Source organism: Desulfacinum infernum DSM 9756, assembly GCF_900129305.1.
Classification (GTDB): domain Bacteria; phylum Desulfobacterota; class Syntrophobacteria; order Syntrophobacterales; family DSM-9756; genus Desulfacinum; species Desulfacinum infernum.
Genome location: NZ_FQVB01000029.1, coordinates 1 through 19,206 on the forward strand (window position 1 = coordinate 1; position 19,206 = coordinate 19,206).

General features: G+C 61.2%; 19 protein-coding genes and 1 riboswitch. Of the genes, 11 read left to right on the forward strand and 8 right to left on the reverse strand.

Translation table 11 applies throughout. The features are described 5' to 3' along the window. Positions 1–377: 377 nt before the first annotated feature. Positions 378–629 carry a HypC/HybG/HupF family hydrogenase formation chaperone gene (locus BUB04_RS13585; protein WP_073040420.1) on the forward strand — a complete coding sequence of 84 codons (252 nt, stop codon included), beginning with the start codon at positions 378–380 and terminating at the stop codon, positions 627–629. A 73-nt stretch (positions 630–702) separates the two neighbouring features. On the opposite strand, the gene asnS is transcribed toward BUB04_RS13585, so the two are convergent. After that, positions 703–2,109 (reverse strand): asparagine--tRNA ligase, encoded by a 1,407-nt coding sequence (asnS, locus tag BUB04_RS13590; protein WP_073040423.1) that lies wholly within the window; start codon positions 2,107–2,109, stop codon positions 703–705. Between the two features lie 169 nt (positions 2,110–2,278). Between asnS and BUB04_RS13595 the strand changes: the two genes are divergently transcribed. The 3 genes from BUB04_RS13595 to BUB04_RS13605 are packed head-to-tail and all read left to right on the forward strand — an operon-like array spanning position 2,279 to position 4,766. After that, positions 2,279–3,526 carry a 3-deoxy-D-manno-octulosonic acid transferase gene (locus tag BUB04_RS13595; RefSeq protein ID WP_073040425.1) on the forward strand — a complete coding sequence of 416 codons (1,248 nt, stop codon included), beginning with the start codon at positions 2,279–2,281 and terminating at the stop codon, positions 3,524–3,526. Positions 3,527–3,535: 9 nt separating this feature from the next. Beyond that, the gene (larB, locus tag BUB04_RS13600) at positions 3,536–4,363 is read left to right on the forward strand and encodes a nickel pincer cofactor biosynthesis protein LarB (protein ID WP_073040427.1); all 828 of its coding nucleotides are present in this window, start codon (positions 3,536–3,538) and stop codon (positions 4,361–4,363) included. Positions 4,364–4,373: 10 nt separating this feature from the next. Continuing rightward, on the forward strand, positions 4,374–4,766 hold the full coding sequence (locus tag BUB04_RS13605) for a hypothetical protein (protein WP_245795198.1): 393 nt from the start codon (positions 4,374–4,376) through the stop codon (positions 4,764–4,766). 9 nt (positions 4,767–4,775) lie between these two features. On the opposite strand, the gene BUB04_RS13610 is transcribed toward BUB04_RS13605, so the two are convergent. Then, a complete protein-coding gene (locus BUB04_RS13610) occupies positions 4,776–6,737 on the reverse strand; it encodes an ATP-dependent helicase (protein ID WP_073040429.1) in 1,962 nt (653 codons plus the stop codon). 141 nt (positions 6,738–6,878) lie between these two features. Here BUB04_RS13610 and BUB04_RS13615 point away from each other — a divergent pair, with 141 nt between their 5' ends. Continuing rightward, the gene (locus tag BUB04_RS13615; RefSeq protein ID WP_218588467.1) at positions 6,879–7,850 is read left to right on the forward strand and encodes a pyridoxal-phosphate dependent enzyme; all 972 of its coding nucleotides are present in this window, start codon (positions 6,879–6,881) and stop codon (positions 7,848–7,850) included. 42 nt (positions 7,851–7,892) lie between these two features. On the opposite strand, the gene BUB04_RS13620 is transcribed toward BUB04_RS13615, so the two are convergent. The 6 genes from BUB04_RS13620 to thiW are packed head-to-tail and all read right to left on the reverse strand — an operon-like array spanning position 7,893 to position 12,258. Then, positions 7,893–8,354 (reverse strand): inorganic phosphate transporter, encoded by a 462-nt coding sequence (locus BUB04_RS13620; RefSeq protein ID WP_073040433.1) that lies wholly within the window; start codon positions 8,352–8,354, stop codon positions 7,893–7,895. Next, positions 8,354–9,007, reverse strand: a complete 654-nt coding sequence (locus tag BUB04_RS13625; RefSeq protein ID WP_073040435.1) for a DUF47 domain-containing protein — start codon at positions 9,005–9,007, stop codon at positions 8,354–8,356. The genes BUB04_RS13620 and BUB04_RS13625 overlap by 1 nt, the downstream gene beginning before the upstream one ends. A gap of 56 nt (positions 9,008–9,063) precedes the next feature. After that, positions 9,064–9,645, reverse strand: a complete 582-nt coding sequence (locus BUB04_RS13630) for a hypothetical protein (protein WP_073040437.1) — start codon at positions 9,643–9,645, stop codon at positions 9,064–9,066. Continuing rightward, a complete protein-coding gene (locus BUB04_RS13635; RefSeq protein ID WP_073040439.1) occupies positions 9,645–10,319 on the reverse strand; it encodes an energy-coupling factor transporter transmembrane component T family protein in 675 nt (224 codons plus the stop codon). The genes BUB04_RS13630 and BUB04_RS13635 overlap by 1 nt, the downstream gene beginning before the upstream one ends. Further along, entirely contained in the window at positions 10,316–11,779 is a 1,464-nt protein-coding gene (locus tag BUB04_RS13640) for an ABC transporter ATP-binding protein (protein ID WP_073040441.1), read from the reverse strand. Before BUB04_RS13640 ends, BUB04_RS13635 begins: the two co-directional genes overlap by 4 nt. Beyond that, positions 11,776–12,258 (reverse strand): energy coupling factor transporter S component ThiW, encoded by a 483-nt coding sequence (thiW, locus tag BUB04_RS13645; RefSeq protein ID WP_073040443.1) that lies wholly within the window; start codon positions 12,256–12,258, stop codon positions 11,776–11,778. The genes BUB04_RS13640 and thiW overlap by 4 nt, the downstream gene beginning before the upstream one ends. Before the next feature lie 117 nt (positions 12,259–12,375). Beyond that, positions 12,376–12,478: riboswitch (TPP riboswitch) on the reverse strand. Positions 12,479–12,661: 183 nt separating this feature from the next. Here thiW and BUB04_RS13650 point away from each other — a divergent pair. The 6 genes from BUB04_RS13650 to BUB04_RS13675 all read left to right on the forward strand — a co-directional run bounded on the left by BUB04_RS13650 (position 12,662) and on the right by BUB04_RS13675 (position 19,181). Beyond that, entirely contained in the window at positions 12,662–13,624 is a 963-nt protein-coding gene (locus BUB04_RS13650) for an ABC transporter substrate-binding protein (protein WP_073040445.1), read from the forward strand. A gap of 629 nt (positions 13,625–14,253) precedes the next feature. Beyond that, a complete protein-coding gene (locus BUB04_RS13655) occupies positions 14,254–15,183 on the forward strand; it encodes an ABC transporter permease (RefSeq protein ID WP_218588468.1) in 930 nt (309 codons plus the stop codon). 20 nt (positions 15,184–15,203) lie between these two features. After that, positions 15,204–16,001 (forward strand): ABC transporter ATP-binding protein, encoded by a 798-nt coding sequence (locus tag BUB04_RS13660; protein WP_073040515.1) that lies wholly within the window; start codon positions 15,204–15,206, stop codon positions 15,999–16,001. A 38-nt stretch (positions 16,002–16,039) separates the two neighbouring features. Continuing rightward, on the forward strand, positions 16,040–17,302 hold the full coding sequence (locus tag BUB04_RS13665) for a glycosyltransferase family 4 protein (RefSeq protein ID WP_073040449.1): 1,263 nt from the start codon (positions 16,040–16,042) through the stop codon (positions 17,300–17,302). Between the two features lie 238 nt (positions 17,303–17,540). Continuing rightward, positions 17,541–18,608: a mannose-1-phosphate guanylyltransferase gene (locus BUB04_RS13670; RefSeq protein ID WP_073040451.1), complete on the forward strand. Its 1,068-nt coding sequence runs from the start codon at positions 17,541–17,543 to the stop codon at positions 18,606–18,608. Beyond that, positions 18,609–19,181 carry an NUDIX hydrolase gene (locus BUB04_RS13675; RefSeq protein WP_073040453.1) on the forward strand — a complete coding sequence of 191 codons (573 nt, stop codon included), beginning with the start codon at positions 18,609–18,611 and terminating at the stop codon, positions 19,179–19,181. Positions 19,182–19,206: the final 25 nt, after the last annotated feature.

The window sequence follows — 19,206 nt, forward strand, 5'->3', positions numbered from 1 at the left end:
GTATTTTGACTTTTACAACAACGAACGTCCCCATCAGAGCCTGAAAGGCAGAACACCGGCGGAGGTTTACCGGGGAAAAGCCCTAGAGAATGCGGCATGAATGGAGCCTTCCGAGCCGTCGCGGAGGGCCGCCTCCGACGAGCCACGGTTGGGCCCATTCTCGGCGCCCCTCCGCGACTCGGTCTACCGCGAGGGCACGTCTCTTAATGCATATTGGGAACCCGGCCACCCAATCCGGGACCAGAGAGCCAAGGAAACTGGAGGCGGGGTTGTGAAGAATCAAGGCAACACCTTAAATTTCTCCAAACGTTGTCTTGACAATGGGGTCCACCTTAAAGACCCCTTCACCTACGGACGAAAACGAGGATCGATGAACCATGTGTTTGGCTATTCCCGCTGAAATCGTGGAAATCCAAGATGAGATGGCCACCGTGCGCGTGGGGGACGCCGTGCGGCGCGCCTCCCTCACCCTGCTCCCCGAACCCGCCCAGGTGGGCGACTATGTGATCGTCCATGCCGGCTTTGCGCTCCACAAGGTGGACCCGCAGGAGGCGCAGGAGTCTTTGAGGCTTCTTCGAGAGTTGGCCGCCCATGCGGACCCGCTCCCGCCGGAAGGGGATGTGGACTAGGAGTTTGAATGTGGTCGGGGGCCTCCGCCCGGCGACCACACAAAACCACCCCTCTGCATCTCTTGAGACGGCTTCAGAACTCCGCATGCCCCGGGGTTCTCGGAAACGGGATGACTTCCCGGATGTTGCCCAGTCCCGTGGCGAATTGCACCAGCCGTTCCAGTCCCAACCCGAAACCCGAATGGGGTGCGGATCCGAACCGGCGAAGATCCACGTACCACTGATACTCTTCCACCGGGATGCCCTTGAGTTCCATCTGCTGGAGCAGCACGTCCAGCCGTTCCTCCCTTTGCGACCCGCCGATAATCTCTCCCACCCGGGGGACCAGCACATCCATGGCCGCCACGGTTTTTTCGTCCTCGTTCACCCGCATGTAGAAGGGCTTGATGGCGCGCGGGAAGTGGATGATCGCCACCGGTTTTCGGAATTTTTTCTCGGTCAGGTACCGTTCGTGTTCCGACTGCAGGTCGGACCCCCACTCCACCGGATAGTCGAAGGATTCGCCGGATTTTTTCAGCAGCTCCACGGCTTCCGTGTAGGTGATGACCTCAAAGGTTTCCCTAACCAGGGTTTCCAGGGTTTCCATGAGGGTGGGTTCCACGAACCGGGCGAACAGCTGGAGATCCTCGGCGCAGTCCTCCAGAACGGCCGAGATCACGTATTTGATGAAAGATTGGGCCAGCTCCAGATTGTCCTGCAGGTCGTAGAAGGCCATCTCGGGCTCGATCATCCAGAATTCAGCCAGATGGCGGCTGGTGTTGGAATTTTCCGCCCGGAAGGTGGGCCCGAACGTATAGACCTTGCCCAGGGCCAGGGCATAGATCTCGGCCTGCAGCTGTCCGCTCACCGTGAGAAAGGCGGGCTTTTCGAAGAAGTCCAGGCTGTAGAGGTTCCCATCCCGGCCTTGCGGCGAGGGCGGGTTGGCGGGATCCAGCGTGGTCACCCGGAAGACCTCGCCCGCCCCTTCGCAGTCGCTGGACGTGATGATGGGCGTGTGCACATAGACAAAGCCTTCCTTTTGAAAAAACTGGTGGACGGCGAAGCTCAACCGATTGCGCAGGCGGGCCACGGCGCCCAGCGTGTTGGTGCGCGGGCGAAGATGGGCGATGGTCCGCAGGAACTCGAAGCTGTGCCGTTTCTTCTGCAAGGGATAGATGGCGGGATCCGCCCACCCGAAAAGGACGATTTCCCGGGCATGGACTTCGATGCTTTGGCCCTTGCCGGGGGAGGGCTTCACCACGCCCCGAACCTGAACGGAACAGCCCGTAGCCAGCCGGTCCACCACCCGGGTGAGTTCCGGGTCGGTTCTTTCGGCGATCACCTGGAGGTTCCTGAGGCACGAGCCGTCGTTGACCTCGATGAAACTGATGCCGGCCTTGGAATCCCTCCGGGTGCGGACCCACCCCTGGATGGTCACTTCCTTTTCCTTGTGCGCCTCTTCGTTTTGAAAGAGCTGGGCGATGCGGACGGCTTTTTCCATGGGTGTTTTCTTCCCTTTCTTTCTTTTGCATGAACAACCCGGCGTCTTTCCCATTCACAAATGACGCCGTTGCTGCTATCGGTGCCTTCACGCCGGTGTGATTTTCCGGAAAACCGAGCGTGTTTGAAAAGATAGAATGAAATTTGACGGGAGGGCAAGGATAGAGTTCATGAAAGGCTGGGAGCGCCGATTCTGGCAAAGGCGCCTTTTCCCCCGGATGGATGGTGCGGCGGGGAGGGGCCGCCCCCGACTGTGGCTTCACGCCTCTTCGGTGGGGGAAGTCACGGGCGCCCTGGCGGTGATCCGTCGGCTTCGCGCCGCGCGGCCCCAGGCCGCGATTTTTCTTACCGTGGGGACGCCGCAAGGGTGCCGTTTTGCGCGGGCTCAGGTGCAGGACGAAGTGACGGTCCTTCCTGCGCCGATGGATTTTCCCTGGTCCGTCCACCCCCTTCTCTCTTCCCTTTCTCCGGATCTCTTTGTGGCCTTCGAAAGCGAATTCTGGCCGGTGCTCCATGGGGCTCTCAGGAGACGCGGCGTGCCCGTCGTTCTTCTCAACGGCCGCCTTTCCCAAAGATCACTGGAAAGTTATCGAAGGTTTCAGGGAATCTTCCGCCCGCTCTTTCGATCGCTACGCCTGGCCGCCATGAAGTCCGAGGAGGACAGGCAGAGGCTGCTGCTCCTGGGCGTTCCGAAAGACCGGACGCATGTGACGGGAAGCGCCAAGGTGGACACGCTCATGGACCGCGCCGATCCGCAGGCGGAGATTCTCTGGCGCGAGCGCCTGCAGGTGCCGGAGGGCGTGCCGGTGATGGTGGCGGGAAGTCTTCGGGGCCGGGAGTGCACGGATCTCCTCCAGGTTTTCAGCCGCCTCAAGGAATCCACGCCCGGCCTTCTGGGCGTGTTCGCTCCCCGCCACCTGGACCGGGTGCCGGTCTTGCGGGAATGGCTTCGTGCCAGGGGGATTCCCTACGACGATCTCTCCACATTTCTGGAATCCGAGAAGAGGCGGCGATCCGCGGACGTGATCGTGGTGGATCGAATCGGCCATCTTTTCGACCTCTACGCCTTGGGGGACTTGATCTTTTGCGGCGGGAGTCTCGTGCCCGTGGGCGGCCACAACATCCTGGAGCCCGTCGCCTGGGGCAAGACGGTTTTTTACGGGCCGCATGTGCAAACCGTGATGGAAGAGCATGAGATCCTGAGCCGGGCCGGGGTGGGGGTGTGCGTTGCAAGCCGGGAGGATCTGTTGACCCGCTGGAGGGCTCTCTTGAGCGAACCGGACCGCATGGGGGTGCATCGGCGGAGGGCTCTGGAGGCCATCCGGAAGATGGCGGGGGTGGCCGACCGACAGGTGGCGTTGGTTCTGTCAGTCCTGGATGACCCGCGCGGACGGCGGGCCGAACACGGGGAAAGCTGAGAGGACAGGATGCGTCGACTGGTGGAGATTTTGGAAGCGTACAAGCGGGGCACGGTGGATCTGGAGGCGGTTCTTGCCTTTCTCAAGCGGTTGCCCTTTGAAGACCTGAGCTTTGCCAAGGTGGATCACCACCGGAGCCTGCGCAGGGGCTATCCGGAGGTGATCTACGGCGAAGGCAAAAGCGCGGAGCAGATACTGAAAATCCTGCAGGCCATGGACCGAGCCGGCGGGCCGTTATTGGCCACGCGGGTGAGTTCGGAAAAGGCCGAAGAAGTGCTGAAGCATTTTCCCGATCTCTCTTATGACGCCGCGGCCCGGGTGATCTACCGGAAGGATCCCCGTGGGTGTGAGCGCCCCCCGGCCAGGAGGTCGGTTCAGGTGCTTTGCGCCGGGTCCAGCGACCTTCCGGTGGCTGAGGAGGCGGCCATTACGGCCGAGGTTTTGGGGCAGAAGGTGGAGCGCTTTTACGACGTGGGGGTGGCCGGCCTCCACCGCCTGCTCAGCCTGCGGGAGGAATTGGACCGGGCGGCGGCCTATGTGGTGGTGGCGGGCATGGAGGGGGCGCTTCCCAGCGTGGTGGCGGGCCTGGTGGCCCGGCCCGTGATCGCCGTGCCCACCAGCGTGGGCTATGGGGCCTCCTTCGGAGGGATTGCGGCCCTTTTGGGCATGCTTAACAGTTGTGCTCCCGGGGTGGCCGTGGTAAATATCGACAACGGTTTCGGCGCCGGCTATCTTGCCAGTATGATTGCGGATATGGCGGATGCGGCGCCGCATGAAAGGCTTCGACCTCATGGGCCGGAGCGCGGGGGATGCCATGGCACGAGAATACAGACCTAATGTGAGGGAAATGTCCGTGATCTCGAGGCTGGATCAGGCCAAGGAGGCGCAGCGCGCCCGGGCCCTCCAGCTGCTGAGGGATCACATGGATGCACTGAGCGATCGCATCGCCACCAAGCTCATCGAGACCAAGCTGGTGGAAACCACCAGCAAGTCGGAGCTGGAAGGCCAGATCCACTGGTGCCTGGAGAATCTGCTGAACGCCGAAGAGTTCGACGTGCAGTACCAGGTGGCCAACGTGCGGGATCTGGTGCCTCGGCCGCACTTTGTGAGCCTCTACGTCACGGCCTACATCATCGAGAAGCTCATCGACCACCGATGCATCGTGGACGTTTACGGCACGGACGAAGAGATCTATCGGTGCGTAAACGCTCAGGTGATCCGCTTCATCCCGCTTCAGTAAAGGGGCCTTTCAAGCCTCTCTCCTGACCAGTTCCCCCAGCCGTCCGATTTCAAAAAGAAACCGGGACGGCCCTCCCGTGGCCAGCGAATAGAAGGACGCCGGGCCTTGGACCTTGGGGGCCACCAGATAGAGGTGCCGTTTGGCACGGGTGGCCGCCACGTAGAAAAGGCGTCGTTCCTCTTCGATGCCGTCGTCATCGTTCAAGGCATAGGAAGACGGCAAATGGCCGTCTACCAGGTAGATGATGAAGACCGTCTCCCATTCCAGACCCTTGGCCGAATGGATGGTGGAAAGCACCACATGATCCTTGCGCCGGCGTGGGGTGTCTTCGCCTGCCAGGGCCTGTTCGGGGGATTCCAGGGTGAGGTCCGCCAGGAGGGCCTCCACGCTTTCGTAGCGCTCGGCCATCTGCGCCAGGGATCGAAGGTCCGGGGTCCGCTTGGGCGCGTCGTCGTACTTGGCTTCCAGCAGAGGCTGGTAGGTGGTGAGGACCGCCTCCATCTTTTCCGACACCGGTTCCCGGCCGGCGGCCAGGCGAGTCATGGTGTCGTGGAAGGCCTGGAGGGTCGCCGCGTACTTTCTCTTTTGAAGGGGCTTGGAAACCAGGGCCTCCAGTCCCTTTTTGTGCACGCTTTCGGCCAGCCGTTTGGCGGTGGTGGGCCCCACGCCTTCGATGAGCAGCAGGATCCGATGCCAAGAGACGGCGTCGGCGGGGTTGAGCGCCGCCTTGAGAAAGGCCAGGACGTCCTTGATGTGCGCCGCCTCAATGAATTTCATGCCGCCGTACTTGACGAAGGGAATCCCGTTCTTGTTGAGGAGCACCTCCAGATCGTTGGAATGCCAACCGGCCCGGAAGAGCACGGCGATCTCGTGGGCCGGCACCCCGTCCTGCAGGTGCTTTTGGATCTTTTGGAGCACGTAGAGGGCCTGGGCGATCTCGCTGGAGGGGCGGGCATAGACGGGCTTGGTGCCGCCCGCCGTCCGGGTGAAGAGCTGCTTGCTGTATTTTTCCCGGGCGTTTTGAATCACGGCGTTGGTAAAGCTGAGCACCGGCTGGGTGCTTCGATAATTTTCCTCCAGGGTGACGACGGTGCAGTCGGGAAAGCGCTTCGGGAAATCCATGATGTTTCGGAAGTCGGCGCCCCGAAAGGAGTAGATGCTCTGGCAGTCGTCTCCCACGGCCATGATGTTGCCGTGTTCCGAGGCCAAAAAAGCGCCGATTTCGGCCTGAACCGCGTTGGTGTCCTGGAACTCGTCGATCAGGATGTGTTCGTAGGTCCAGGAAATCCGCCGGCGCACATCGGGATGGTCCCGGAGCAGATCCCGGCACTTGGTCAGGAGATCGTCGTAATCCATGACAGCCCGTTCCTGCTTGTAAAGGGCGTAGGTCTCGGCGATCTTTTCGATTTCCGGCGCCAGGTCCTCATACTGAGGGTATTCTTCGGCCAGCACCGTGCCCACGGGGACCTGGCAGTTGGCGGCGCGGGAGATGATGTTCATGAGCGCCCGCTTCTTGGGAAACCGGGCTTTGTTTTTGTGAAATCCCAATTCGGTGCGGATCAGGTTGACCAGATCTTCGGCGTCGCTTCGGTCGGCGATGGTGAAAGAGGCCGGGTAGCCCAGGAGGGAGCCGTAGCGGCGCAACGTGAGGTTGGCGAAGGAGTGGAACGTGCCCCCGGCCACCATCTCACAGCGGGCGTCCAGGATCCGTGAGGCCCGTTCCATCATTTCCTGGGCCGCCTTGCGGGTGAAGGTGAGCAGAAGGATGGACCGGGGATCCACGCCCCGCTCCACCAGGTAGGCCACCCGATAGACCAGGGTGCGGGTCTTTCCGGTGCCGGCCCCCGCAATCACCAGCAGGGGCCCGCCGGGGTGGGTTACAGCCCGGTATTGCGCTTCGTTCAGCGCCGACGCGAAACGGGTGCCCGGCGCTTGTCCGTGATTCGGTATCGGGCTCGGGTCTTTGCCCATGGAATGTCTCCTTTCGGCGGGATGCCGGTTCTGAACCTTCAATATAGCGCATCCCCTGGGATTCTGTCAGTATGGAAGCCGGGCCCGGAGGATCTTGGAGGAGACGGCACGCCTCGTTCTTGATTGCAGGGAGGAAAAGAGTTGAAGACGGCGGCAGATCTTTTCAAGCGCATCCTTGATGCTCAGGAGCGCCTACGCGGACAGGCCCACGTGACCCCAGTCATGGGCTGCCGAACCTTGGACAAAATGTTGGGAGCGCGCTTCCATTTCAAATGTGAGAACCTGCAGCGGATAGGCGCTTTCAAGTTCCGGGGAGCCTTCAACGCCTTGAGCCGGCTTTCCCCGGAGGAGAGACGCCGGGGCGTGGTGACCATTTCCAGCGGCAACCACGCCCAAGCCGTGGCCTTGGTGGGGCGTGAACTGGGAATCGACACAACCGTCCTCATGCCCGCCAATGCTCCGGAAATCAAACGCAGGGCGGTGGAGGGCTACGGGGCGACCATTGTTACCTACGATCCAGCCACAACCCGCCGGGAGGAGGCGCTGCGGGCGGTGGACGGCGGGGAGAGGGTCTTTATCCCTCCCTTTGACCATTGGGATGTGATTGCCGGCCAGGGTACCGCCGGCTTGGAACTGGCCCAGGCGGTTTCCCATCTGGACATGCTGCTGGTGCCGTGCGGCGGCGGGGGGCTGTTGAGTGGTTGTGCGGTTGCCGTCAAAGGCTACTTCCCGCGGTGTCGCGTGGTGGGCGTGGAGCCGGAGTCGGCGGACGACGCCACCCGCTCCTTTCGCATGGGAACTTTGCAGGAAGTCCACAACCCTCCCACCATCGCGGATGGTGTGAGAACTCCTCGGCTGGGCGACATCACCTTTCCTCTCGTCCTGGCCCATGTGGACGACATGCGGACCGTTTCGGAAGAAGCCATTCGGGAGGCCGTGCGCTTCTTGTTCTATCGCATGAAGCTGGTGGTGGAGCCGTCCGGCGCATTGGGTTTGGCGGCGCTTTTGAGCGGTGCAGTTAAACCTACAGGGGATGTGGGAATCCTTTTGAGCGGGGGGAATGTGGACGGCCAAACCATGGCGGGGATTCTGTCGGAAAGTCCGGGAAGTTGAGCGAAGCCGCACCGGGGCGGTTCGGCGGCCTCTTGGGCGCCCTTATCCGGCATGGGGGACGTACTGGAGATGGACCAGGAAGTCGAGCATTAAGGTGGTCAGGCAGGCCACCGCCGGTGTCACGATCCAGGCAAAAAGGATGTTGCCCAAGGTGCGGATCCGGATGGTCTGGGCTCCCTTAAGGATCCCGATGCCCAGGACCGCCCCCACCACGGCCTGGGAGGTGGAGACGGGAAGGCCCAGCAGGGTCATGAGGGTCACCGTGAGGGCGGCGGCCACGGAAACCACCATGGCGTGGGTCATGTCCACTTGGGTCAAGGACTGAAGGGTCGCGATGCCCCGGTGGCCCTCCATCCACGCGCCCGCCACCACGAAGACGGCCGCCAGCACGGCCGCCGTCCAGAACCGCACCATGCGCGACGATACGGCGGTTCCGAACACGTTGGCCGCATCATTGGCCCCCAGGGACCAGCCCAGAAAGATTCCACCCAGCAAAGACAGCACTACACCCGCCTTTTCATGTCAATGATGTGGAGGCGCCGAGAGACCTTGTCGGCCATATCGGCTAGCTTGCCCACCAGTCCGATGAGTTCCTTGATCTGTAGCTTGACGAAGGGGTTCAGTTCATGGTCGGCAAAAAGCCTGGAGATGAGACGCCGCTCCAAGTGGTCTCCCTGACTTTCCTTCTTGTCGATCAGATCCCCCAGGGCCTTGAGATCATCATCCCGCTGGAAGAGTGCCCGCACCTGTCGAGCCGCCAGGTCGCAGGCATCCATGGACAGGTCGATGAGTTCCATGAAGTCCTCGCGGATGAATTCCGGGATACACAGCCTTTGGGTCTGGATCGTGTAAAGGATGGTCTCCAACTGGTTCGGGATGTCGTCCAGCGCGTCCAGCAATTGCAGCATGTCTCCGCGGGACTCGGGAATCAGGGCCTTGGCGTAGATCAGATCCTTGATTTCGTCCCGAATGTCGTCGGCGCTGGACTCGAACTTGTGCGTCCTTTCGATGTGAAAATCGAAATTCTTGCACTGAGGATTGACCAGGCATGTCTGCAGGGCCTCATAAAAGCTCGCCTGGGTCTTTTTGAGTGTCTCCAAATACTTAAAGATCAAGTCGATGACAATCTGTTCCCGTTTGAAAAGAAAACTCAACATGCCTCGCCCCTTTCATCCTTCCGCGATTCTTCCCTATGCAGGGGAATCGGCAGAATCTAGTCTTCTTTTGAATGCTTTTCCAGAAATATCAGATGATCGCAGTGGAGCATGAGGGTCCACATGGCCGAGCGTTCCCGTTTGGAGAGGGCGTCCTCGCCCAGGCTCGTGCCGAAGTAGCCGTTCACGACCCGGGTTTCCACGCGGGAGAGCCAGTCCAGGAGTCGCAGGGGGGAGCCGCCCTGGAGGTAGAGGGAGGCATCGTTCACAAAAAGGTGGGTGGGCTTCAGATCCAGGGCTTGGACAAAGAGCGGTTCGATTCGGCGGGCGTTTTCCCGGGCCAGGGCGGCCTTTTCCTCGTCGTCCCGGCCGGTGAGGCGGGGAGCGTGCAGTTCCGTTGTCAGGACATGGACGTGGGGCGCCGAAGGGGTCTGGAGCCTTCCTCCGATCCCCGGCCTGCCGATGCGCCGGGCCAGGTCGGGCGGAATCTGCGGAGCCAGGTCCACCACCACCAGTGGCCCCGATTCATGGCGTGCCACTTCGTGGAGCAGATCCCGGGTCAGAGTGGTCTTTCCGCTGTTCACCTCTCCGACGATGAGCGTGAAGCGGTCGCGGATCCTATCCGGAGTCGGTGTTTCCATCACAGACCACCCTTTCGGTCCCACCAGATCAGCAGAGTGCACAGAAGGGCGGCGGCCAGTGCGGCCCCCGCATCCCTGATTCCCAGCCTGCCCGAAGGCGTCTCCGTTCGCTCCCTTCTGGAAAAGCCACGGGATTCCATGGCCAAAGCCAGGTGATCGGCCAGGATGAAGGCCTGGAACAGCAAAGGGATCACCAGGGCGGTGAAGTGGCCGATGTTGCCCGGGCGGAACCGAAGGTCGATGCCGCGGGCCGTCTGGGCGTCGCGGATGTTGCGGATTTTCCGTCCCATGAGAGGAACGTATCGCATGGCCGTGGTCAACATGAAGACGAAGACGTAGGGCACTTTCATGGCCCGTAGAGCCCCTGCCAGCTCTTCGGCCGTAAGCATCCGGAAGAAGACGAAGGAGGCGGCGAAGAGATTGTGCAGCCGGACAGAGAGGTCCACGGCCGTTTTGAGATCGAAGGCGAGCAAGGAGACGAGGAAGACGATGGCGATCATGGGCAGCGTCAGGCGGAGGGAAGCGCCCCAGGGTCTCAATAGGCCCAGGAGCGGGATGAGCGTCAAGAGTCCGGCGGCTTCCAGCAGCAGAACGGTCCGGGAGTGGGTGGCCAGCACCGTTGCAACGAAAAGAAGGCCCAAGCCCAGTCGGATGCGAGGATCCAATGCCTTCATGCCGAAAACCTCAATTTCTTCATCCCCTCTTCCGGCAGGGAGGTGTCTTGGGTGAGCCGGCCGTCTTCCAGCAGCAGCCATCGGGTGCACGTGGCTCGGGCGAATTCCAGGTCGTGGGTCACCACCAGGGTGGTGGTGCCGCGCTTCGAAAGTTCGCCCATCAGCCGGGCCAGATCCTGGCGGAACCGGCCGTCTTGACCCGCGGTGGGCTCGTCCCAGATGAGGACTTTCGGGGCCATGGCGGCGATGGAGGCCAGAGCCACGCGCTTCTTCTCGCCTTCGCTCAGGCGATACGGGGACCGTTCCCATAGCGGATCGATCCGGAAAAGACGGCGGACCTCCTCCACCCAGCTTTCGGCAGGGGCCAATCCCTTGGAGGCGAGCAGGCGGACTCCGGCGAGCACCTCGTCCCCCACCCGGGGTTTGAAGAACTGGTCGTTGGGATTTTGAAAGGAGACGCCGATTCGGGAGGCGACCCGGTGGGCGGGTAGGCCATGGACCGGTTTGCCTTGGCAGAGCACTTGGCCTCTCGAGGGTTTGAGAAGGCCGCTCAGGTGCTTGACCAGCGTGGTCTTGCCCACGCCGTTTTTTCCCAGGATGGCCACCCTTTCCCCCCGGCGAAGGACGAAGGAGACGTCTTCCAGGATCGTCCTTCCGGAACGTTGGCAGGTCAGATCGAGGACCTCCAGCAGGATTTCGGCGGCGGGGTTCGGTTCCGGGCGTGAAATCGGAGGATAAGCCGGCACGATTCCCGCCGCCTGCAGATGGGCCAGGCACCGGTCCGGGGGGCCGTCGAAACGGATGGAGCCGCCGTCCAGCACGATCACCCGGGAGACGTCCTGCAGGTAGGCGTCGGAGAGATGTTCCGCCACGACAAGGGTGGTGCCGGCCGAGTGGATGTCTCGGAGGATCTTTCGAACCAGGGTCCTGTTGGGCGGATCCAGGTGAGCGAAGGGCTCGTCCAGGATCAAGACCCGGGGCCGAAGGCACAGGACGGAGGCGATGGCCACCAGTTGCTTTTCGCCTCCGGATAGATCGTGAGGGGGGCGATCCAGGAGATGTTCCAAGGGGAGCCGGCGGCACATTTCCAGGGTACGGGATTGAATTTCGGCAGGGGGCAGTCCCAGGCTTTCCAGACCGAAGGCCAGCTCGGTCCGGACCGAGCCGGAAAAGAGGTGGGCGTCCGTGTTCTGGAGGACCAGCCCCACATGGGGCAGGAACTGAGACGGCGAAGTGTGTGCCACGTCCAGGCCGCACACCGAGGCCCTGCCTTTCAGCTTGCCGCCGAAAAAGTGGGGGATCAGGCCGTTGAAGACGTAGGCCAGGGTGGATTTTCCGGAGCCGCTGGCGCCAAAAAGAGCCACATACTCGCCCTGCCGGACTTCCAAGTGGATGTCGTTCAGAACCCACGGGGGAGGCGAGGGATGGTAGCTGTAGGAAAGGCCCTCCAGAAAGATCACGGATGCCAGATGCCTCCCTTCCGAAGGACATGCAGGGCCGCGATGCCCAGGATGGTGCCGCCCAGGGTACTCACGGAAAAGGCGATCATCAGGGTGGCCAACGGCATGGTTTTTCCCATGAAAACGGGCGCCACCAGCCAGACGCTGGCCAGGGATCCCAGCAGTCCGGTGCCTATCACCTCACCGAGTCCGGCCGCATAGATGTTGCGCGTGGCCTTGTAGGCCAGTCCGGCCAGCAGGGCGCCGATCATGCCCCCGGGAAAGGCCAACAGGGTGCCCAGTCCCAGGAGGTTGCGGATCACGGCCGCAAGGGCCGCCACCGCCACGGCGTATCCGGGGCCGAGCATCACGGCGCTCAGCACGTTGATCATGTGCTGGGCGGGAAAGCACTTGGAAATGCCCACCGGGATGAAGATGGGGGACAGGGCCACCGCGATGGCCACAAAGATAACGGCTCGTGCCACTTTCCGCGTTTCCATGCAAGACTCCTTTCCGCTTCGGGTTTCGACAAAAGAAAAACCGCATTTCCCACGGGAAAGCGGCACGTCAAAGCCCGCCCCGCACAAGAACGGTCTTCGTGCGGGTGCCTTCGGCAGTCTTTGTCCGTGTCACTTCCCTACGCTGGTATTACCCAGATCAGGTGATGAGGGTTGCCCCGCCGCCGCGGGACTCTCAGCAAAACCACCCCTAGTGACCCTTCGGCTCATATCACGACGGCCTTCGGGAATCAATGTTGCCATGGTCCTTTTTGACGAAAAGGAATGGCGCATTGCGAGGTTGACAGAAAAGGGGTGCAAATGTATTTTCCTGCCAGTGTTTTTGAGGGCTTAGAAAGGTATGGGGGGCAGTTGTCGGATTCTTCGGACACAAAGGAGCGGGACCATGAAGATTGTGAAGGCCATCGGGTTGTGTGCCCTTGTCTTGGCGCTGGTTGTTCCGGCCGCGGCCCAGGACAAGATGATCACCATCGGCATCAGCCAGATCGTGGAACATCCGGCCCTGGATGCGGCCCGTCAGGGCTTTATCGACGCACTGGCCAAGCACGGCTATGTGGAAGGCAAGAATGTGACCTACGATATCCAGATCGCCCAGGGCAACATGGCCACCGCCAACAGCATCGCCAAGGCGCTGGTGGGGAAGAAGGTGGATCTCATCCACAGCATCGCCACCCCCACGTCCCAGGCGTGCGTGAACGCCACCAAGGAAATTCCCATCATCATCTCGTCCGTGACCGATCCGGTGGGCGCCGGTCTGGTGGAAAGCCTGGAGCGGCCGGGGGGCAATGTGACCGGCACCACGGACCGGAGCCCCGTGGACCGGCAGGTGGACCTCATCCTGGAGGTTGTGCCGAATCTCAAGAAGCTGGGCTTCATCTACAATTCGGGCGAGGACAACTCCATCTCGTCACTCAATCAACTGAAGGAGGAATGCGCCAAGCGCGGCATCGAAGTGGTGGAGGCCACGGTGAGCAATTCCAGCGGGGTCTTCATGGCCGCCAAGAGCCTGGTGGGGCGTGTGGATGCCATCCACATTCCCACGGACAACACGGTGGTTTCCGCTTTCGAGTCCGTGGTCAAGGTGTGTGAAGACAACAAGGTCCCGCTTTTTGCCGCCGATATTGATTCGGTGCCGCGGGGCGCCATCGCCGCCTTGGCCATCGACTACTACCGTTTGGGCCTGCAGAGCGGTGAGATGGCCGTGCGGGTGCTGCAAGGGGCGGATCCCGCCACCATGCCCGTAGAAACCCTGAAAGACCTCAATCTCTACGTGAATACCCAGGCCGCCGAAAGGATGGGAGTGAAGCTGCCGGAAGCGGTCGTCAAAAGGGCGGACAAGGTGCTCTAGGGCGAACTTCGGATAGAGGGGCGAAGGGGAAAGGGACGGCCAAGTCCCTTTTCCCCTTCTTTTTGTCACGAGATGAAGACCTAGACGGAGCGTTTTTTCCATCGGGTTTCTCTATCTCCGCGCCCTTGGCGGGCGGGGATAAACTCTGCCCCTATCCAGGGTGTTAATGGGTTTTTGCAGGGGCGGGCTTTACGCCCGCCCTTCAGGACCGCGCCGCGAGAATTAATTTGAAAGAGAACCGCGAATGAACGCGAATAGACGCAAATCTTCTTAGTTGTAGAAACTGCGAAGGCTGCAATGAGGATGCCCGGCAATGCAAGGGGCGCGCAGCGACTCATAGAGAATGGCATATCGCGGCGTTCCGACAAATGCCCTTGCTCCGGCCCGCTCTTTCATCCATGCGGGGTGGCGCAAGGGGGACCATGACCGTTAATGTGAAAGAGAACCGCGAATGAACGCGAATAGACGCAAATCTTTTTAGTTGTAGGAACTGCGAAGGCCGCAATGAGGGTGCCCGGCAATGCAATGGGCGCGCAGTGACTCACAGAGAATGGCATATTGCGGCGTTCCGACAAATGCCCTTGCTCCGGCCCGCTCTTTCATCCATGCGGGGTGGCGCGAGGGGAGCCATGACTGTTAGAGAGAAGGGATCGACCGAAGGAACCATGTCCTTTTATGCCTTTATCGGAGCGTGGGAGCAGGGCCTGGTCTACGGGCTCATGGTGTTGGGTGTCTACCTCACCTTTCGGGTGCTCGACTTTCCGGATCTGACGGTGGATGGATCCCTGCCGCTGGGGGCGGCCGTTTCCGGCGCCATGATCGTTCATGGCATGGATCCCTTTGTAAGTCTGGGAGCGGCCGTGTTGGCCGGAGCGGCGGCGGGGGCGGTGACGGCGCTTCTGGCCACCAAGCTTCGCATCATGAGCCTGCTGGCCAGCATCATCACCATGACGGCCCTCTATTCCATCAACATCCGGATCATGGGCCGGCCCAACCTGACGCTGCTGAACAAGCCCACCATCTTTGATGCGCTGAACTTTTTCGGGCTTCCCCAATATGTCCTGGTTCCCTGCATCTTCCTGGTCATCGTGGTGGTCTGCAAGGTTCTGCTGGATCTTTTCCTCCACACCCAGGTGGGGCTGGCGCTTCTGGCTACGGGAGACAACCCCCAGATGATCCGCTCCCAGGGCGTCAATACGGACACCATGATCATTCTGGGCGTGGCTCTTTCCAACGCCTTGGTGGCGTTGGCCGGAGGGCTGGTGGCCCAGAGCCAGGGCTTTGCCGATGTGGGCATGGGCATCGGTACCATCGTGGCCGGCCTGGCATCGGTCATCTTGGGTGAAAGCCTTGTCGGCAAACACTCCGTGGTGCGCCACACCCTGGCGGTGCTGGCCGGTTCGGTGGTGTATCGGCTGGCCATTGCGGTGGCCCTGTCTTATCAGGTGGGCTTCCTGCGGCTGACTCCCAGCGACCTCAATCTCATCACGGCTGTCCTGGTGGTCATCTGTTTGACGGTCCCGCTGGTGCGGGAAAAGATACGTTTCAAGAGAGCGTGAACGAACAAAAGGGCTGGAACGTGCTGGAGATCAGCAATCTGACCAAGATATTCAACCGGGGAAGCATCAACGAAGTCACCGCCATCCGTTCCCTGAGCTGCTTTGTCAACAAAGGGGATTTTGTGACCGTGATCGGCAGCAACGGTGCCGGCAAGTCCACCCTGCTCAACCTGGTGGCGGGCACCTATCTGCCCGATGAGGGGTCCATCCGGCTGGGGGGTCACGACGTGACCTTCTGGCCCGAGCACAAGCGGGCGGCCTATATCGGGCGTGTTTTTCAGAATCCCTTGTCCGGAACCTGCGCTTCCATGAGCATTGAGGAGAACTTTGCCATGGCATCCCGCCGCGGGCTGGGGGTGAGCCTGAAATGGGGGGTGACGCGCCGGGACAGGGAGTTTTTCAAGGAAAAGCTGCGGCTCCTGGGACTTGGCCTGGAGCACCGCCTCAGGGACAAAGTGGGTCTCCTTTCCGGGGGTCAGCGCCAATCCTTGACCCTCTTGATGGCCACGCTGCGCCGCCCGCGGCTTCTGCTCCTGGATGAACACACGGCCGCCTTGGACCCTCGAACGGCCCAGCAGGTGCTGCAGCTGACCGAGGAGATCATCCGGGAGATGGAGCTGACGGCGGTCATGGTGACCCACAACATGCGCCACGCCTTGGAACTAGGCAACCGCTTGATTATGATGCATCATGGTCGCATTATTCTGGACGTGGCCGGAGAGAAGAAGAAGGCTCTTTCGGTACAGGATTTGCTCCACGAGTTTTCCAAGTTGCGAGGCGGCGATGAGATAGCCGACGACAAGATGCTGCTCATCTGACGGGTGTCAGTCGGACGAGCGAGGGGAGGAGGCTTTCCATGGGAAAGAACATCGGATTCGTATCCACCCGGTTTGCCGGTACGGACGGGGTTTCCTTGGAGGCCGCCAAATGGGCCCAGCTCCTGTGGGACCATCAGCATGTGTCCTATTGGTTCGCCGGGGAGTTGGACCGTCACCCGGACATCAGCATGCTGGTTCCGGAAGCCTTTTTCGATCATGAGGAAAACCAGTGGATCAACAAGCGGGTGTTCGGTGTTCAAAAGCGCACGCCCTACATCACCGGGCGGATCCATGCTCTTCGAGATTACCTGAAGATCAAGCTCTACGAGTTCATTGAGCGGTTTCGCATCGATATCCTCATCATCCAAAACGCCGTCACCATCCCCATGCACGTGCCGCTGGGCCTGGCCATCACGGAGCTGGCCGCCGAGTCGGGCATCCCGGTGGTGGCTCACCACCACGATTTCTATTGGGAGCGGACCCGGTTTTCGGTCAATGCCGTCCAGGACTATCTGCAGATGGCTTTCCCGCCCAAGCTTCCCAACATCCAGCACGTGGTGATCAATTCCATCGCTCAGGAAGCGCTGGCCCTGCGCACCGGCATCTCCTCCATCGTCATTCCCAATGTGTTGGATTTTGAAACGGCCCCCGAGATCGACTGGGAGTTTACCAAGGATTTTCGGGCCGAAATCGGGGTGAGCGATGAGGATGTGCTGATTCTGCAGCCCACGCGCGTGGTGCAGCGCAAGGGCATCGAGCACGCCATCGAACTGGTTCACGAACTGGGAGATCCCAAGTACAAGCTGATCATTTCCCATGCGGCGGGCGACGAAGGCTTCGAATACCTGCAGTGGCTCCAGGATTACGCCGCCGATCACAATGTGGACATGCGCCTCATCTCCCACTACGTGAGCGACAAAAGAGGGTACTCGGAAGACGGCAGGAAGCGCTATTCCCTGTGGGACGTCTATCCTCACTGCGATTTCGTCACGTATCCCAGTACCTACGAAGGATTCGGCAATGCCTTCCTGGAGGCCATCTACTTCAAGAAACCTCTTCTGGTGAACCGTTACGATGTATTTGTGCGGGATATCGAGCCCCAGGGGTTCGACCTGGTGGTGATGGACGGTTACGTTTCCGAGCGGGTGGTGGAAGAGGTGCGGGAGGTGTTGGAGTCGCCGGAACGGCGGGAGCGGATGGTCAATCACAATTACGCGGTGGCTACCCGACACTATTCCTATTCGGTGCTTCGCAAACGGCTGGCGTTCCTGATCTCCAATTTCTTCGGTATTGAAATCTAATGTGAAAGGGGTGCCGGTGATGTGAACGAGGTCCCTGCTAGGAGTCTGTCCAACAATGGCCAATTTGCCTAGTTCAACGCCCATTCGTCATCCCCGCGAAAGCGGGGATCCAGAATTTCCAATAGGTTATGGACTCCCGCTTGCGCGGGAGTGACGGTTTGCGGAGTTCTCGGGCAAGCTCATAGGCGGTCACCGGTTCGTTCGTGTTCTTGCCCGTGAGCGAAAGGATGGAGGTCCCATGATTTCCGTCATCATGGCAGGTGGTTCCGGAACGCGGTTTTGGCCTTTGAGTCGCGCGTCCTACCCCAAGCAGTTCCTGAAGATCGTAGGAAACGAGCCCCTTCTTCGCGCCACGTACGAACGGATCCGACCCCTTTCCACTGACGAGGAGATTCTCGTGGTGGTGGGCCGCGAGCACGAAGAGGAGACCCGGCGCATCCTGGCCGATACGCGGGTGAAGATCCTGGTGGAGCCTTTCGGCCGCAACACGGCACCGTGCGTGGGGCTGGCGGCGCGCTACGCCGCCCATCTGGGTGCGAAGGGGCCCTTGGCCGTTCTTCCCGCCGATCACTACGTGGCGGACCCGGAAGCCTTTCAGGATGCCATTCGAAAAGCGGCGTCCGTGACGGAAAACGGAGGGATCGCCACCCTGGGGATCGTTCCCACCCGACCGGAAACCGGATACGGGTATATCGAGCGGCAAACGGAAGGGGCCCTGGACGGGGTCTATCGGGTGCGCCGGTTCGTGGAAAAACCCCCGCTGGAAACGGCTGCCAGGTACTTCCAGAGCGGCCGTCACTACTGGAACGCGGGGATCTTCGTGGCCACGGCCGCCACGTTGCTCAAGGAATTCGCCCTGCACATGCCGGATTTCGCCGCGGGCGTGGACGCCCTGGCGGAAACCTTCGATACGGACCGGTTCGCTCCGGCCCTGGAAACCCTCTACGCTGCCACGGAAAATATCTCCTTTGACTATGCCATCATGGAAAAGACTCAAGAGGCGGTCTACGTGGTGCCCACCCATTGCGGTTGGAGCGACGTGGGATCCTGGTACAGCCTCTACGATGTGCGGCGTTCCGAAGCCGATTCGGGCGGCAATGTACTGGAAGGGGATGTGGCGGCGTTCGACTGCAAGGATTCCTTTGTGGTGGGACAGGGGGGGCGCTTTGTGGCGGCGCTGGGCCTCAAGAGGGTGCTGGTGGTGGATACCGCCGATGCCCTGCTGGTGGCCGACCTGGACAGGAGTCAGGAGGTGCGCCGGGTGGTGGAGGATCTCAAGGACAAGAAACGCCAGGATCTCCTTTAGATGCCGGCTTCCCGGATATCCGATGGCTCCGGTTCCTACCGGTTCTGCCCCCACTGCGGGCAAAGACTCGCCCGGAACGCCTCTGGAAGGCCGTGGTGCAGGCGGTGTGATGTGGTCTTCTACCGCAATCCCACGGTGGGGGTGGCCGTCATCGTGATGGATGGGGATCGGCTCCTCCTGGTGCGCCGCCGTGGATCTTACGACGGGCAGTGGTGCATCCCATGCGGGCATGCGGAATGGGGCGAAGATGTCCGCCAATCCGCCCGCCGGGAGCTTTGGGAGGAGACGGGGCTGGAGGTGGCCGTGGGTCCCGTCTTCGCTGTCCATTCCAATTTTCATGACCCCCGGCAGCTCACGGTGGGCATCTGGCTTTGGGGGGAGCGTGTGGGAGGCCGATTGCGGGCAGGTTCCGACGCACGGGAGGCCGGGTTTTTTCCATTGGATGCCCTGCCGGAACCGCTGGCTTTTCCCACGGATCGGCTGGTGTGTGAAAAGCTCTCCCGTTGGCTGCGGGACGGGCGCCTGAAAGCCTGGCTTCGCCTTTCAGAAGAAAACATTTGCAAGGGCGAATGATTCTTCGCCGGAGGAACAGTCCAAG